Annotated in this window: 13 protein-coding genes; 11 read left to right on the top strand and 2 right to left on the bottom strand. The window is 49.6% G+C overall.

Going from position 1 to position 16,252, the window contains the following annotated elements; all coding sequences use genetic code 11:
* Positions 1-30 precede the first annotated feature (30 nt).
* The 6 genes from SPSPH_RS21025 to SPSPH_RS21000 all read left to right on the top strand — a co-directional run bounded on the left by SPSPH_RS21025 (position 31) and on the right by SPSPH_RS21000 (position 7,224).
* Positions 31-2,013, top strand: coding sequence for a TonB-dependent receptor plug domain-containing protein (locus tag SPSPH_RS21025; RefSeq protein WP_075756154.1), 1,983 nt, complete (start codon positions 31-33; stop codon positions 2,011-2,013).
* Positions 2,010-2,900 carry a ChaN family lipoprotein gene (locus SPSPH_RS21020; RefSeq protein ID WP_083945550.1) on the top strand — a complete coding sequence of 297 codons (891 nt, stop codon included), beginning with the start codon at positions 2,010-2,012 and terminating at the stop codon, positions 2,898-2,900. The genes SPSPH_RS21025 and SPSPH_RS21020 overlap by 4 nt, the downstream gene beginning before the upstream one ends.
* A 119-nt stretch (positions 2,901-3,019) precedes the next feature.
* The gene (locus SPSPH_RS21015; RefSeq protein ID WP_075756153.1) at positions 3,020-3,949 is read left to right on the top strand and encodes an ABC transporter ATP-binding protein; all 930 of its coding nucleotides are present in this window, start codon (positions 3,020-3,022) and stop codon (positions 3,947-3,949) included.
* The gene (locus SPSPH_RS21010) at positions 3,949-4,698 is read left to right on the top strand and encodes an ABC transporter permease (RefSeq protein ID WP_075756152.1); all 750 of its coding nucleotides are present in this window, start codon (positions 3,949-3,951) and stop codon (positions 4,696-4,698) included. Before SPSPH_RS21015 ends, SPSPH_RS21010 begins: the two co-directional genes overlap by 1 nt.
* A 31-nt stretch (positions 4,699-4,729) precedes the next feature.
* Positions 4,730-5,968, top strand: coding sequence for a DUF445 domain-containing protein (locus SPSPH_RS21005; protein WP_075756151.1), 1,239 nt, complete (start codon positions 4,730-4,732; stop codon positions 5,966-5,968).
* A complete protein-coding gene (locus SPSPH_RS21000) occupies positions 5,965-7,224 on the top strand; it encodes a DUF445 domain-containing protein (RefSeq protein ID WP_075756150.1) in 1,260 nt (419 codons plus the stop codon). Before SPSPH_RS21005 ends, SPSPH_RS21000 begins: the two co-directional genes overlap by 4 nt.
* Before the next feature lie 49 nt (positions 7,225-7,273).
* On the opposite strand, the gene SPSPH_RS20995 is transcribed toward SPSPH_RS21000, so the two are convergent.
* Complete coding sequence (locus SPSPH_RS20995) at positions 7,274-8,659, bottom strand: PhoH family protein (protein ID WP_075756149.1); 1,386 nt, start codon at positions 8,657-8,659, stop codon at positions 7,274-7,276.
* 330 nt (positions 8,660-8,989) lie between these two features.
* On the opposite strand from SPSPH_RS20995, the gene SPSPH_RS20990 reads away from it, so the two are divergent.
* From SPSPH_RS20990 to SPSPH_RS20970, 5 genes are all read left to right on the top strand, one after another.
* Positions 8,990-9,679, top strand: a complete 690-nt coding sequence (locus tag SPSPH_RS20990) for an NAD(P)-binding domain-containing protein (protein ID WP_075756148.1) — start codon at positions 8,990-8,992, stop codon at positions 9,677-9,679.
* Positions 9,680-9,805: 126 nt separating this feature from the next.
* Positions 9,806-11,416, top strand: a complete 1,611-nt coding sequence (locus SPSPH_RS20985) for an IS1182 family transposase (RefSeq protein WP_269147940.1) — start codon at positions 9,806-9,808, stop codon at positions 11,414-11,416.
* A gap of 290 nt (positions 11,417-11,706) precedes the next feature.
* Positions 11,707-12,966 (top strand): MFS transporter, encoded by a 1,260-nt coding sequence (locus SPSPH_RS20980; RefSeq protein ID WP_075756147.1) that lies wholly within the window; start codon positions 11,707-11,709, stop codon positions 12,964-12,966.
* Between the two features lie 203 nt (positions 12,967-13,169).
* The gene (locus SPSPH_RS20975; protein ID WP_075756146.1) at positions 13,170-15,128 is read left to right on the top strand and encodes a methyl-accepting chemotaxis protein; all 1,959 of its coding nucleotides are present in this window, start codon (positions 13,170-13,172) and stop codon (positions 15,126-15,128) included.
* Between the two features lie 181 nt (positions 15,129-15,309).
* Positions 15,310-15,588, top strand: coding sequence for a hypothetical protein (locus SPSPH_RS20970; RefSeq protein WP_075756145.1), 279 nt, complete (start codon positions 15,310-15,312; stop codon positions 15,586-15,588).
* A 191-nt stretch (positions 15,589-15,779) separates the two neighbouring features.
* Here SPSPH_RS20970 and hsp18 read toward each other — a convergent pair whose 3' ends face one another.
* The gene (gene hsp18 / locus SPSPH_RS20965; RefSeq protein ID WP_075756144.1) at positions 15,780-16,217 is read right to left on the bottom strand and encodes a heat shock protein Hsp18; all 438 of its coding nucleotides are present in this window, start codon (positions 16,215-16,217) and stop codon (positions 15,780-15,782) included.
* Positions 16,218-16,252: the final 35 nt, after the last annotated feature.

Below are 16,252 nucleotides of genomic sequence, written 5' to 3'. Positions count from 1 at the left end.
TTTATTCTAATTATATGAGGAGTTGTGGTGATGAAAAACGTGTTTACAAGCCCCAGGAAGCTGACGCTGCTGAGCCTGTCGATATTAACCGCACTGGCTATGCCGGTCTATGCGGAGGAACAGGCCGTTGATACCCGCAATGTAACGATTACAGCCACCAGAACCGAGCAGGAGATTAAAGAAACCCCGTCGGCTGTTGAGGTCATTACCAGGGAGGATCTAGACAAAATCGGGGCGCATAATTTGGCCGATGCCTTGCAGATGGCTACCAGCATCAACGTTTCCGCTCCGGCGATGGCTGGCAGTAATATAACCGTACGGGGGATGTCGACACGACATTCACTGATTCTGATCAATGGCAAACGGTTGGTTTCAGAAGGCAGTTATTCGACTGCCAATTCCTATGAACTGGAACGGATTAACATGGAGAATGTTGAACGGATTGAGATTGTCCGGGGACCAGTCAGTTCTATGTACGGGTCAGATGCCTTGGGAGGTGTAATTAATATCATAACCCGCAAACCAGAGAAGGAAGAGTTTACTTTTTCCCTAAGCCCCCAGCGCTACAGTGATAAATTTAGTGTCGGTAATGAAAATTATTTTCTTCGCTATGATAGTGGCAAAAATAGCAAATGGTCCTGGATTGTCAGTGCCGACCGGACTGAGACCGATGCTTATACTAATGATGATGGTACCGCTGAAAATCAATTCGGGCAGCGCGACAATTTTAACCTGGAAGGTACCTATGATTTATCTGACGATACCTTCCTTGATGTCTCTATTAATTTATTGCGCGAGGATTTAAAGGGACGCACAACCGAAACCTCAGGGGCTCTTCGCAATGACACTTATGATAATACCCGGGACCAATTCAGCCTGGGGCTGCGCGGTAAGGCTAAAAATGGTGATTATCAAATACGGACTTATTATGGGGAACATGAAAAAATTAATAAAAGCTTTTTAGATAGCACCGGACAACTAACAGACTTTGATGTTTCCAAGCGTAAAACCTGGACCCTGGAAGGACATCTTTCAACGCAGATTGCTGATAACCATTTACTGACAACAGGCGGTGAAATTCGAAAGGAAGAATACCGGGGAACGCGAATTGGTACCGGTAATAATATTTTTGACATTACTTACGGCAATATTACCAAACAAGGTTCGGAAGCTGATATGGATTATTCGGCCATCTATGTGCAGGATGAGTGGCTGGTCAATGACCGTCTGCTGGTTATTCCTTCGGTGCGGTATGACGACAGCAACCGCTTTTCCGGCAATGTCAGCCCCAAACTGGGTATGACTTACAAAATGAACGACAATTCCCGTTTAAAGCTAAATGTTGGTAAGGGTTTTAAAGCACCTACTCTGGATGACATGTATATGGAAATGACGAAAAGAATGGCAGGTATGACTGTACATGTAACCGGCAATCCTGATTTGAAACCGGAGAAATCCACCAGCTATGAGCTGGCTATCGAAGGGGAGAGAGGCAACACTTTTGGCAAATTATCGTATTTTGTTAATGATGTGAAAGACCTTATATCTACGAATACAAAGGTGTCTTTTGTTCCGGGGGTAGGAATGCGTGCCGATTCAAAATATTTAAATGAGGACAAGGCCGACATTGACGGTGTGGAGTTTGAAATTGGCCGCAAGCTGACGGACAAGCTGACGCTGAAGCTCAATTACACCTATCTGGATGCCACCGGGACGACCGGGCAGCGGCTGGAAGGCCGGGCCAAGCAGCAGGGAACGGTACAACTACATTATGATGACAACCGGGAAAATGGTATCAGTGCGGTGTTATGGAACGAGTGGAAGAAAGATTATTTGTATTCCTCTAATGATGATATTCATAAAACCTATGCCTTGTGGAATGTATCGGTTAATAAAAAGTGGAATGAAAATTTCAGCAGCCAGCTTGGTGTAAAGAATATCTTTAATAAGAAGGATGCAGAACTTAATTTGATGGGATCCATGGTCCATGCCGGCATGACCTTTACATTATGATGAGTATAATAAAATATATTGTGGCGGTGATAGTGTTGCTGACAATGCCCAATGCTGTGCAGGCGGCTCAGGCCGATTACCGGATTTATACCGTCGCCGGCCAGGAGACGACCGTCGAAGCGATGGCCGGACTCATTCAGCAGTATGATGTCCTGGTGTTCGGGGAGTATCACGATAATGCGGTTTTGCATGCACTGGAGCTGGAACTGCTGCAACGTACCTTTGCCCACCAGCCCGGGCTTGCTGTATCTTTGGAAATGTTTGAGCGTGATGTGCAAGGCCAGCTTGACGACTATCTGGCAGGCCAAATTACAGAACAGGAGTTTCTGGCCAAGTCCCGTCCGTGGAATAATTATCAGGAAGCCTACCGGCCGTTAGTGGCGTTTGCCGGCGTTAACTCGCTGCCGGTTATTGCGGCCAATATTCCCCGCACACTGGCGGCGCAGTATGCCAAAACCGGGTCGCTGACACAAATCGCACCAGAGATGACGGGTTACCTGCCGCAGCTTCATCTTACCCCGGACGGGGAATACCGGGAACGGTTTCTCGCCCATATGACTGAAATCGGTAAAGCGGGAACAATGCCGGTCAGCCCGGATAAACTTGAGGATTATTATAAGGCGCAGTGCCTGAAGGATGATACGATGGCAGAGAGTATTGCCAACTACCGTCAGGCCCATCCTGAGTATAAAATTATCCATTACCAGGGTGATTTTCACAGTAAATGGCGGCTGGGAGTTGTGGAAAAGCTGCAGTTGTTACAGCCGGATTTGCGGATAGCCGTTATTACGCCTGTTTATCTGGAGGATTCTGCTGATATACCCGACTTGCTGAAACAACATCAGCAGGCCGGCGATTGGATTGTGTTTGTACGCCGGCAGTCTTGAGAGGCAATTATAATTGGCAATGTTAGTAAGTAAAACCGGCATAGTGTGGTGAATTTTTGAGAGCAGTGGTATTATTAGAATAATACCACTGCTCTTTTTCTCTATGGAAGGATGATAGCATGAATGAACAAATTGTCAGGGCCGAAAACCTTGGCAAAACATATGGCAGCTTTCGGGCGCTTAAAGGCATTTCCTTCAGCATTCAGGCCGGAGAGTGCTATGGCTTTTTAGGTCATAACGGTGCGGGTAAAACTACGACCATGCGCATGATGTATGGCATGTCCACGGTAGAGGAGGGCCGGCTGTGGCTGTTTCGAGAGCCGGTCAGACTGACGCCGCCGGCGATTAAGGCCCGGCTGGGTGTTGTGCCCCAGGAGGACAATTTGGACGTGGAATTGACTGTCCTTGAGAATCTGGAGGCTTATGGCGTGGTTTTTGGCCTTACCCGCACCGAGTCCAGGAAGCGGGGACAGGAGCTGCTCAATTTCATGGGACTTGAAGATAAGCAGCATAATAAGATCGAAAGCTTGTCAGGCGGCCTGAAGCGGCGGCTGGTCATTGCCCGGGCTCTGATAAACCAGCCGGACATTGTGATTCTGGACGAACCGACCACCGGGCTTGATCCTCAGGCCAGGCATTTGGTGTGGCAAAAGCTCCGCAGCCTTAAAGCCAGTGGTGTGACACTGATTTTGACGACCCATTACATGGAGGAGGCGGTACAGCTATGCGACCGGCTGGTCATCATGCATGAGGGTATTATTTTGGCCGAAGGCAGCCCGCATCATTTGATTGAAACCTATGTTTTGCCTGACGCGATTGAGGTGCATCTGCCGCTAAGCGAATTGCCGGCCGGTTTGGCGGAGAAGGTTACGGCCTGGGGCGGTCAGGTTATCCAGGTGGTGGATGGTCTCTTTTTATATGCTGCCGACGGGAAGGCCTTGTGGCACAGCCTGGAAGAGTGGGGGCTGCCGCAGCATGCCTGCCTGCTCAGACCGTCCAATCTGGAGGATGTGTTTTTGAAGCTGACCGGCTCAGGGGGCGAAGCATAATGGCCATTTTGCGGATTTTTGCCCGCCACCTGGCAGTGTTTAAAAAGATATGGTTTACGAATGTAATGTTCAATTTTATTGAACCGCTGCTCTATCTTACGGCTATGGGGTATGGACTGGGGAGCTTTGTCCGGGATATCGACGGGTTGTCCTATATCCAGTATATTGCGCCAGGAATGGTGGCTTCTTCAGCCATGTTTGCCGCTTCGTTTGAGTGTACGTATGGCAGTTTTGTCAGACTCCATTACCAAAAGACTTTTCATGCTATGCTGGCCGGTCCGGTTACTGTCCGCGATATTGTTGCCGGCGATGTTTTGTACGGCACCTGTAAGAGCATGCTGTTTGGGCTGGTTATTCTGACAGTCATTACCGCCCTGGGGCAAGTCCAGTCCTGGTGGGCATTATTGATTCCGTTGTTTTTGGCTATTCCGGGGCTGGCATTTTCCCTGTTAGCCATTTGTTATACCGGTCTCATTGAGAATATTGATAAATTTAATTACTACATAACCTTGTTTTTAACACCGGCTTATCTCTTTTCCGGCGTATTTTTTCCCATCCATTCCATGCCGGGATGGGCACAGGCGGTAGCCTGGTTTAATCCGATTTATCACAGTGTGGAAGTATGTCGGGCGCTGGTTTTGGGAAACAGTAATCCCAGCCTGCTGGTGCATGCCGGGGTGCTGGTGCTGCTGGCGGCTTTGTTAATGCCGCTGGCCGTAAAGCTCATGACTAAGCGGTTGATTTTATAATTGTTAAATAACTGTAAAGGACGGGAATCGCTTGCGTATTGACAATAGCAGTAAAGCAGGCTTAACCCTGGCTGCTGCCGCTGCCGGGTTTTGCCTGAGTTATCCCTGGCAATACAGTTTTTGGGGCGGGCTGGTGCATAGCGGCTTTGGTGCGGCTATGGTCGGGGGCCTGGCTGATTGGTATGCAGTAACCGCCTTGTTTCGCCGGCCGCTGAATATTCCATTCCGTACCGCCATTATCCCCAAAAATCGTGAACGCATTTTTAGCGCCATTGTTGCTATGGTAGAAGAAGAAATTATTACTGCCGCCAATATCAAAGACACGCTGGCCAAAGCCGGACTGGCCCGGCTGCTGCTGAGCTGTGCCAACAGGCCTGAGGCCAGGCAGCAGCTGCAGGTATTAACTGAAGATGTGCTGCGGGAGGCGGCAACCGGCATCCGGGCAGCAGAACTGTCAGCGGCGCTGGACAGGCTGCTGGCAGAGCACCCGGGGCGTGTGCAGGCAGCACCGCTGGCCGGTCAGGCTTTACGTTGGTCGATAGAGCATGGCTTTGCGGATAAATGCATAGATTTTCTCATTACTGAAGGGAAACGCTTGCTGGGTGAGCCGTATATGACCAAGCTGATTGCCGATATATACCGCGGCGCGCTGAATTCCTATGCCGCCAGGCATGGTGAGCGCAAGCTGGTAAAATGGATATTGCAGGAATTATTAAAGCTTGATCCGGTTAACGTTGCCGTCATCATTCAGAAAAAAACGGCGGCATGGTTGGAAGCAATATACGACCAGGAGCATCCGCTGCGTGAGCGGTTGCGCGACTGGGCGGTCACCCTGGCCGATGGTTTGCAGACAGATCCGGTGTTGGCTGAGAAGGCTGAAATGGAACTCCGCCCACTGGTGGTAAGGATTGCCGGGCAATTGGCAGAACTGCCGGCTTCTCAGCCGGAGATGCTTGCCGGCGGCAGTAAGTGGGCGGTTAGGCAGGCGATGAAGCTGGCCGATGAATTTGTTGGCGACCCGGAGCGTCAGGCCGGTTTTGATAATTACCTGGCTGATTGGATCAGCCGCTGGGTCGGCCAAAATCATGGTGAAATTGGCCGGATTGTCAGCGCTTATTTGGAAAGCTTCAGCAATGATGATCTGGTGCACTATATTGAAGATAAAGTTAAGGATGACTTGCAAATGATTCGCATTAATGGTTCGGTTGTCGGGGGCTTTGTGGGCATGATCTTATTTGTGATCGCCTATGTGGCAGGAGTGACGCCATGAGGCCGGTTAAGCGGCAGGCCAATACGGTACTTGCGGCAGCAGGCGGTTTGTTTGCCGGTGCGTTGGCGTTAAAGTATCATTATCCCGGCAATGAGCTGGCAGCCGCCTTGTTAACGATCAGTGAAGCCAGTCTGGCCGGTGGTGTTGCCGACTGGTTCGCCGTTACGGCATTATTTCGCCGGCCGCTGGGATTTCCTTATCATACCGCGCTTGTTCCCCGCAACCGTGACCGGATTATTGAGGCATTAACCCGTACTATTGAGCAGGATTTCTTTAATAAACAGTCAATTGCCGACCGGATTCACCAGGTTAATATTCTGGATAAACTGACGGCATATGCCGGAACTCATATGAGTAAAGCCGGTGTCAGAACGGTTTTGGATACTTTGCTGGCAGAACTGGCCCAGACGATAGATCCCGGGGCGGTTGGCAAATATGGTGAACGTTTGCTTAAAGTTATATTCAGACGACAGTCGGCTGCCCCGCAGGCTGCTGCCCTGCTTCGCTGGACCCTGCAGGAGGAAAAGGGAGGAGAGCTTTATACGGCAGTGGTTAACGAGCTTGCCGTCAGGTGTGCGCAGGAGGGCACCAGGGAGGCCATTTATAACTATCTGGAGCAGTTAAAACAAAACACGGCTCAGAAGAACTGGCTGGCTTCGCTGGTTACCGGGGTACTGGAGGGCATGGACGGCATTAACCTGGAGGATGCAGCAACGGCTTTGCATGAGGAGCTTATTCGTACAGTTGATGAATTGACCGGACCGGAGCACCCTGTGCGCCAGTGGTTTCAGGAAGAACTTAAGGAGGTGTCCGTAAACCTGGAAACACCTGAGTGGGCGGCCATTATTGATGACTGGAAGAATGGCCAGCTTGCCAGGGCTTCGTTTGCCGGACCTTTGACTGCGGTGGTGCAGGCGATACTGGAGGCGTTTAAGCGGCCTTCGGCTTACCGTGACTCTGTGGCTGACTGGCTTGCCGGCCAACTGGCAAGTTATTGGCAGCAGGTTAAGGAAAGCACTCTTTTGCAGCACCGGGCAGAAACTTATTTGAAAACGTTGCTGACCGACATCTTCAATAAGGAGCATTCGCTTGTCGGCCAAGTTGCCGGCAGTGCGCTGCGTAAGCTTTCCGATGAGGAACTTAACCAATTTATTGAAGACAAGGCTGGCGAAGATCTTGACTGGATTCGGATTAATGGCGTATTTGTCGGTGGTATAGCCGGACTGGTATTGGCTGTTGTCCAGTGGCTGGTCTAATATAAAATCCCGCACCCTGAAAAGGGGCGGGATTTTATATTTTACTCTCTTAGAGTCTTAATGACGCTTCGGCGGCAAGGGGGGAACGCTCGCATTCATCATGGTCTAAGGTTACCTGGAAGCACAGCTTGCTGCCTTTCATTTTCTCGGCCGCATAGACCAGACCGTTGGTGCGGCTGTCCAGGAAGGGATGGTCGATTTGCTCGGGGTCGCCTAAGAGAATGATTTTGGTGCCCAGGCCGGGACGGGTAATAACTCCTTTGGCCTGGCGGGGAGTAGAGTTTTGCATTTCATCAAGAATAATCCAGTATTTTTGTAGTGAGCGGCCACGTTGGTAGGCCAGGGCTTCGGTCTGAATAATGTGTTTATCAAACAGCATTTGCACCGTGTCTTCGGCTTGCTCAATTTCTTTTGGCTCAGTCATGTTGTGACTTGACATGAGGGTAAACAGATTGTCGCGAATAGCGCGCATATAGGGATCGATCTTATCCTGTTCCGAGCCGGGAAGAAAACCAAGATCTTCATCCATGGGTACATTTGGACGGCAGATTAATACATGGTGGTAGGCACGGGGGCGGCAGTCCAGATGGTTATAGAGGCCGACGGCCAGCGAATAGAAAGTTTTAGCCGTACCGGCCGGGCCCTTAATAATAACAAGCGGTGCTTCTTCCGCGCTCAGCATCAGGCATTCTTGCATGAACACCTGCCCGACATTGCGCGGTGAAACACCGAAAGGATTACGGCTGCGGTATTTGAGATGCACGATTTTTTGACCGTCAAAACGCCCAAGGGCGGTATGGCGGTCGTTATCGGTGGAACGAATTAACAAAAACTGATTGGTTACCAGTTCGATGGGCAGCATAGTATGGGTGGCTTCGTCAAAAACCTGGAGCACGCTTGGGTCCAGATAATTGCCGTCATCCTGATGAAACGCATCAATGATGTTGGAGGCGGTATACACTATGGCGCGGCCTGTGTATTGTTCTTCCACGCTGGCGACTTTTTCATTACGGAAATCTTCGGCCTGAATGCCTAATATAGCGGCTTTTACCCGCATATTGGTATCCCGGCTGACTAACACGGTAGGCAAATTGTCCTCGGCAAGCCCTTTGCATACTTGCAGGATACGGTTATCAGCTTTTAGTTTGTCCCAGTGAGGCGGCATATGGGTATCGAGATGATTGGCTTCAATACGCACAAGTCCGCCTTGGTTGTTGAGAGATACGCCCGTCAATAAATTACCCTCGATCCGGAACTTGTCAATCATACGGCTGACCAGACGGCTGTTGGCACCCCGTTCACTGGTTTCGGATTTGAACCGGTCAAGTTCCTCAAGCACTACTTCGGGAATGATTACCATGTGTTCGTTAAAAGCAGTAATTGCATAGGGAGAGTGTAATAACACATTGGTGTCTAACACATAATACTTAATCAAAAAGCAATCCCCCTTCTTTATCTACTCATAATTGAAAGCGAATGTTGATTGGTTTCATGCTGATTGCTGTTTATTAAATTGTACTAATAGCAAGGCGTGAGTATGTTATCAATTTATTAAATATATATTAAGCATGAAGAAAGTTTAATGCCTAACATCCGCCTGCGCTTCACTAATGTTGATGTTGTAAGGACTGTGCCGGCGGTTTTTCTTACTGTAGGCGCAGTTGTGCACCACCTATAGCTTCAAGACATATATTAAAAGAGCTTACTGTATTGTATGAACACACAGCTAGGAAGGTAACCTGATAGACGAGGTGGCTAAAAGCGAATGAAAGAAGTCGGTTTAATTGGTGTAGGACGAATGGGCAAAGTCTTGTCAAGAAAACTATCCGGTCATGTTAAACTTAAAATTTTTGACCGTGATGAAAGCCGGCTGCAGGCTGTGGCAGAGGAGATTGGCATTCCCACCGCCGCCAGTCTGGAAGAGCTGGCAGAATTAGGAACCATTATTTTGGTAGTCCCTGACAGGGAGGTTATCAGTTTAATTAAAGACTTTAATCAAATGGAGCGAGCCCTTATTATTATTAATGTTGCTACCAATGTTGCCCGCCATGTACTTGTGGCAACGGCTTCCCCGCAAGTCCAATGTATTGGAGCCAAGTTTATTGGGCAAGCAAAAGAAATAGCGATGGGGGCTGAGCCGGTGATTCTTGTCGATGAACGGCCTGCCGAGCTTACCGCCTTGGTACAGGAGGTTTTTGCACCGGTGGGTAAAATTGTTACCGGCAATGCTGATGCCGTTACCTATATCAACACACAGGCGGCAGAAAAAGCATTGACGGCTGCCGTACTGATTGAGGAAACATTGCGCTCACAGCCATATGCGAACGCAGATGTAATAAAAAGCGCCATCAGTCAGGTGGCGGCCGGAATACTTAAGGCCTACGCCGAGGATGACCTGGGGCCGTTTGCCCGTGAAATTGTCAGAGCCATCAGGGCTAAACTAAGGAGACCGTAAAGTTATTGTGCCGGTGACTGTTTGGCCGGAATGAAGCAATGGGGCTGTCGCATTAGGAAAGCCTCACAACAAAAAAATGGCAACCGACAGTAGTCGGGAGCCATTTTTTTGTTGTAAAATCAGTTTGTGCTAACTGAAAAATTACAAGCAAATTATACAACAGATGGAAACATATATCAACTAGTCTTACCCATGGACATCGGAGATATAATCCCGGCAGATGATTCGGTGCGACTACTCAGCGCGGTATTGGAAAGGATGGATTACAGCAAATTAGAGGCCGCGTACTCCCGTCTGGGCAGAATCGAGAGATCACCGAAACGTCTATTCAAAATCCTGGTCTATGGCTACATGAACGGCATCTATTCCAGCCGTAAGCTCGAACAGGCCTGTCGGCGGGATGTGAACTTCATCTATTTGTTGGGACGGGAAAAAGCCCCCGATCACGCGACTATTGCCCGGTTTCGCAGTGAACGACTGACTGAGGTGATAGACGACCTGTTCGCCCAGCTTGTCGGACAGTTGGCCGATGCAGGTGAATTGTCACTGTCGAGCGTATTTATCGACGGCACCAAGCTGGAGGCCAATGCCAACCGCTACAGCTTTGTCTGGAAGAAATCAACACAAAGCAATGAACAAAAGATGCAGGCCAAAATGAAAGTACAATTGCCGGTCCTTGCAGCAAAGCTGGGACTGCGCTTTCACGTCGGCCAGAAGATCAAAGCCAAAGACCTGAAAAAGCTGCGCAAACAGCTCAAAGTGCTGCAGGCGCGACAAGGCATCGTCTTTGTTAACGGTAAGGGGCAGCGTAAAAGTGTGCTGCAGCGGGCGGTGGAAACGGTGGAACAATACCTTCTCCGACAGAAAAAATATGACGACTACAACCACAGCTTCGGGGAACGCAACAGCTTTTCCAAAACCGACCGCGACGCCACGTTCCTGCGGATGAAAGAAGACCACATGAAAAACGGGCAGTTAAAGCCCGGCTACAATGCCACCTTGGCAGTGGATGCCGAATATATCGTAGGTGCCACTATCACTCAGGAGCGAAGCGACAGCCAGACCTTAATTCCAATGCTCAAGAAGCTTCAGGGATTGGGCTATACCAAGCCGGTAGCAGACGCAGGCTTTGAGAGCGAGGAAAACTACACCTGGTGCGAAGAAAACAAACTAACCGCGTTCATTAAACCGGCCAATTATGAAAAGGCCAAAACCCGCAAGTACAAGAGCGATATCGGCAGGCGGGAAAATATGCCCTACGCTGAGAGCAGTGACAGCTATCGCTGCCACAAGGGCCACCCAATCCGGGCGGCATATGAGAAAAAGACCCGGTCTAAGGCGGGCTATGCCATTGTGACAACAGTCTACACCTGCACCGAGTGTGCCGGCTGTGAGCATAAGGCCCAATGCATCAAAGGGAAAAGCAAGACACCGCTTGAAGAGAGGAGCAAGAACCTGTATGTATCCAAAACCTTTCTCCGACAAAGGCGGCAAATGCAGGAGCGTATCCAAAGCAAAGCAGGCATCCTGCTGCGCCTAAACCGTTCCATTCAGGTAGAGGGAGCCTTTGGGGTACTCAAACAGGACATGGGCTTCCGGCGATTTCTGCTGAGGAGCAGCATCAAAGTGCAGACGGAATTTCTCTTACTGTGTATGGGGTACAACCTAAACAAACTCCACAACAAGATCCAAAAGGACCGGTGTGGAACCTATTTACATATTCCTAAAACAGCCTGACAAGCATATACATATTTTTTCTTAGGGGGAAAGCTTTCCTCTGTTTTGTCATGCCCATAAGCCCGCCAGTGGGTTTATTTTTCTGCGTTTGTCTGCCTGTTTCTTGCCTGTTTACTCAAAAAAAGGGCGTCGCTTTGCGTTTTTTTGAAAAAACGTTTTGCGACAGCCCCATTGCTGATTGTGATGCAGAAAGGCAGGAGCCGCCCTTTTGTTCATACTCCGCAGTACAGGTTGACTCTGTCTATTTTCTGGAATACACTATTAATTGCCAACACGTTGGGAGGTGGCAAATGGCAGGATTAGCTGTGAGGGAGACCTTTCGGGCACTCAAACACCACAATTTCCGCTTGTTTTACTTTGGTCATGGTATGTCGCTTATCGGTACCTGGATGCAGCGGACGGCTACCGTTTGGCTGGTATATCGTCTGACGCAGTCGCCGGAGGTTTTGGGGAATGTCGACTTTAGCGGACAAATTGCCGGTGTGGTGCTGATTCCTATTGCCGGGGTGCTGCTGGATCGCTGGAATCGATACCGGGTAATTATTTGGACACAGGTACTGAGCATGGTTCAGGCGCTGCTGCTGGCAGGCTTGGTATTTAGCGGCATAGTAGCTGTGTGGCATATTGTTGTACTTAATGCGTTTCTGGGTATTATTAATTCGTTTGATATGCCTGCCAGGCAGGCATTTATTTCTCAAATCGTTGAGGATAAGGACGATTTGGCCAATGCCATTGCCCTCAATTCTGCCATGTTTAATGGTGCGAGAATTATCGGTCCGTCGGTGGCCGGTTTGGCAATTGCCGTGTTTGGCGAGGGGCTGTGTTATTTGTTCAATGGCTTGAGTTATATTGCAATCATTGGGGCGTTGCTGGCAATGAAGATTACGGTAGCGCAAACGGCTGCCGGAACTTCCAGCAACATAGCAGGCGGCTTAAAGGAAGGTTTTGCCTATACCTATAATTCGCTGCCGATTAGGATGGTGCTATTGTTGCTGGCGTTGATGAGTCTGGTAGGCTTTCCCGTTTTGCCGCTGATGCCGCTGTTTGCCGGGGAAGTACTTGGCGGTGGTCCTGATACTTTGGGGTGGCTCATGGCGGCATTCGGTGCCGGGGCCTTTGTGGGAACTATTTTTTTGGCGTCACGTCCAAGTATTGTGGGCATTGAAAAGGTGATTGCCGTAACATCAATTATTTTTTCGGTGGGTTTAATGGCGTTTGCGCTGTCGGTACGTCTCGAACTTTCACTGGTCATTGCTTTTATTATGGGTTTCGGCATTATTGCTCAGATGGCTTCCACCAATACCATCATTCAAACCCTGGTGGATGAGGATAAGCGCGGCCGGGTCATGAGTTTGTATGTGCTGTCTTTTGGCGGTATCGCGCCTATTGGCAGTTTGATGGCCGGTCATGTGGCCGGTATTATCGGGACTTCGTATACCTTTTTGCTGGGAGGGATACTGGCGTTGGCCGGCGCGGTAGCCTTTGGCAGGAAGCTGCATGACTGGCGGTCGGCGGCGCACAAGGTATATCTTGCCAAAGGACTTATTTAATGAGACCTGTTCAGAAGAAACGAAACATTGGATTTAATCAGAGTCTACCCTGGGTGAACTTACGTCCTCCAACATAGGGGGTGTATTAACTCGCCGGTTAAGAAAATTTTTCTAACCTAGAGGATTTTACGATTTTAGTTAGAATTTATTTAATTATAAAAACTAAGTAATAATTGTTTTCCGAACGTGAGGAGGGACTTTTCATGTTTCAAAGTATCCAGTTTAAGCAGTCGCTTTATACCGGTTGTATCATTTTAGCAGTGATTGTTTTGCTGCTGAGCGGGAGTAGCTATTTTTTCACCCGTTATGCCGACAGTGTCAACCGGGAAGCGGCGGTTCAGGGTGTGGCCGGTTTGCGTTTGGAGCTTGACGGCTACCGGGAAGAGACTAATGCGGTGACGGCAATGGCGGCCAGCCGGCCGGATATTGTTCAGGCGCTGGCCGCTCAAGATCCTGCTGCCGCTTTGCGGGCGATTGCCGGTGTGAGCCAGGGACATGTTACTGCTGTTCAGCTGCTGGACCGGCAGGGGCGTATGCTTGCCAGTACAGGCAAGCCTGTTAATCAACAGACAGCTGCAAAGCATATGCAGCGGGGCGCAGCCGCATATTATGAGGCTGTGCCGGGCGAGACCATTATGGTGGTGTCGGTTGTGCCTGTTAAAGATGCGGCAGGCAGTACGATTGGCGCAGTTGTCGCCGGTTCTGCCGTCAATCATGATGCTTTTGTTGACAAAATTAAAGCCATTCACAAGGTGGATGTAACGGTTTTTGCCGGCAATGTCCGGGTAGCTACTACCATAATGCAGGATGGCAAACGGGTAGTGGGAACTAATTTGGATGGCAAAATTGCCGAAATAGTAACCGGCAGCGGTCAGGCTTTTGCCGGGGATGCCAAGATTTTGGGTATACCGTATATTACCTATTATGAGCCGCTTATCGGCAGTAATGAGCAGCCGGTGGGTGTGCTGTTTGCCGGAAAATCAGAAGTCGAAGCGCTGGCTGCGCGGAATAAGATTCTGGTTACACTGGGAACAACAGGCTTGCTTGTTCTCCTTCTCGGGATTGGCTTTTCTGTCTGGTCGGCACGCAAGCTGACCAAGCCCATTCAAACCGTAGAGGCTTTGATGCAGCGGGCTGGTGCAGGCGACCTGACGGTGAAGGCGGAGGTAACTTCCAGGGATGAAATTGGCCGGTTAACGGAAGCGTTTAATACTATGATTTCCAATCAGGCTGAGCTTGTTGCCGCTGTCGGCCGGGCCAGCGGGGAGATAGCCGCGGCATCGGAGCATTTGGCTGCTTCCAGTCAGGAGATGAGCTCTACGGTTACGGAAGTGGCCGGTAATATGGTGCGGGTGGCTGACAATGCTCAGTCCGGGGAAGCGGCAGCCCAGACAGCCGCCGCAGTGGTGTCCGACTTGGCTGGGCTAATAACTCTGGCTAAGGAACGGGCGGTCTCTGCCCAGGGCACTTCTGCCGTTACTTCCCAGGCGGCCATGTCCGGGCAGTCAACAGTAGCCGCTACAGTAGCCAGTATTACGCAGATGCAGACTAAAATCACCGAAACCGAAGGCTTCATCAACCAACTTAACGCTTATTCCAGCCAGATTGGTGTTATTACGGAAACCATTACCGGCATTGCGGCTCAAACCAACCTGCTGGCCTTAAACGCCGCCATCGAGGCCGCCAGGGCAGGCGAAGCCGGACGCGGCTTTGCGGTAGTGGCTGACGAGGTGCGCAGACTGGCCGAACAGTCAAGTCAGGGAGCCCAGGAAGTAGCCGCCCTCTTAGCCAAGGTCACAGATACTACCGTCGCTGCTGTGACAGCTGCCCAACATGGCCGGGCGGGTATGGAGCAGGTGGTGGACTCCACCGGTTCTGTCAGCAATGCACTTGACAGCATCCTGACGGCTGCCGGTGAAACGGTAGTTGATATTGACCAGATTATGAAGGTAGCTGAGGAGGAAGTGGCGACCTCAAGCCGGATTGTGGTGCTGATCAACAGCATGGCGCAAGGGTTGCAGGAGACTGCAGGGCTTAGTAAAGAAGTAGCCGACGGTGCCGAGCAGACAGCCGGCGTCGTGGAAACAGTGGCTGCCAGTGCCGAACAACTGACCAGCATGGCGGCAGAGCTAAAAGATATGATTATGAAGTTTAAGGTATAGGCAAAGAAAAAAACCGATGGATGTTTTTTGGCGTCCGTCGGTTTTTTTATGTCTGGGAGAGGTCGTTTCAACACTGCCTCATAGGATACTGAGAGTTATATTTGGTTATTGTGCTATTCCGGTAGCAATACTGCAGATGTCTGCATATTATGTAGCAAAGGCATGTAAAGGAGGGACTTACTTGAATAATAGAAAGCGTCCCTATTGGGAAGAGCCTGAAATTGAAGACTGGGACGACGATGATGATGACGATGACTGGGAAGCAAAAGAATTCCAAACCAGAGAAGACCGGCAAGTATTGCCTTTTGTAGTTGGTTTGGGGTTAGGCTTAGGTTTTGGCTGCAATCCGCGGCGATACTGTAATCCCCGGTGGAACTGCAATCCGCGCTGGTCCTGCCGACCGCGCCAGTTCTGTCGTCCGCGTCAGGGGTGTTACCCATGGTTGTGTTTCCCACTGTAGGTTAGTTTATTCTTTGGCTTCTCCTGCGAGGGAGAGGCCATTTTATTTAGCTAAAGAAATAGTTCAGGCTGGAAACCGGGGCTGTATTTGTTACGCTGGAGTCGCCGATTCTTATTAATTTAACTGTTAAAGGGGACAAATTGACCTTGTTTTATAAGAAAAGTCAATTTGTCCCCTGACAGTTATTCACGTTAGCGTATAGGAATGTTTCCCGGACGTTTTTTAGTTTTGTCTTGTTTTGGTAAAGTTACCGTAAGTACACCGTCATCAAATTTTGCATCAATCTTATCATCCATAACATTATCTATATAGATGCTTCTCTGAAATTGTCCGTACCGTCTTTCGCGGCGTACATAGCTATTATCTTTTACTTCGCTAGTCTCATCCCGTTTGGCGGAAATAGTCAGATACTGGTTTTCATATTGTAAAGTGATATCGCCTTTTTTGATTCCGGGCAAGTCTGCTTCTACAATATAGGCGCTTTCCGTTTCGCGGAGATCTATGCGGAAGGGATTGCCCATGTTCCCAAACGGGGTGATAAAATCATCATCAAAGAACCCGTGCATAAGCTGGTTAAAATGATCCCGTGCCGGCAAATTCCGGTTTCGGAAGGGTACTAAACCGAACATACGACCATCTCCTTTTCTTTTTGGTAGTAGTTATA

This window comes from Sporomusa sphaeroides DSM 2875 (assembly GCF_001941975.2).
In the GTDB taxonomy this organism is placed as follows: domain Bacteria; phylum Bacillota; class Negativicutes; order Sporomusales; family Sporomusaceae; genus Sporomusa; species Sporomusa sphaeroides.
The sequence above is the reverse complement of the archived record's forward strand: the minus strand, read 5'-3'. Positions and strand labels throughout refer to the sequence as shown.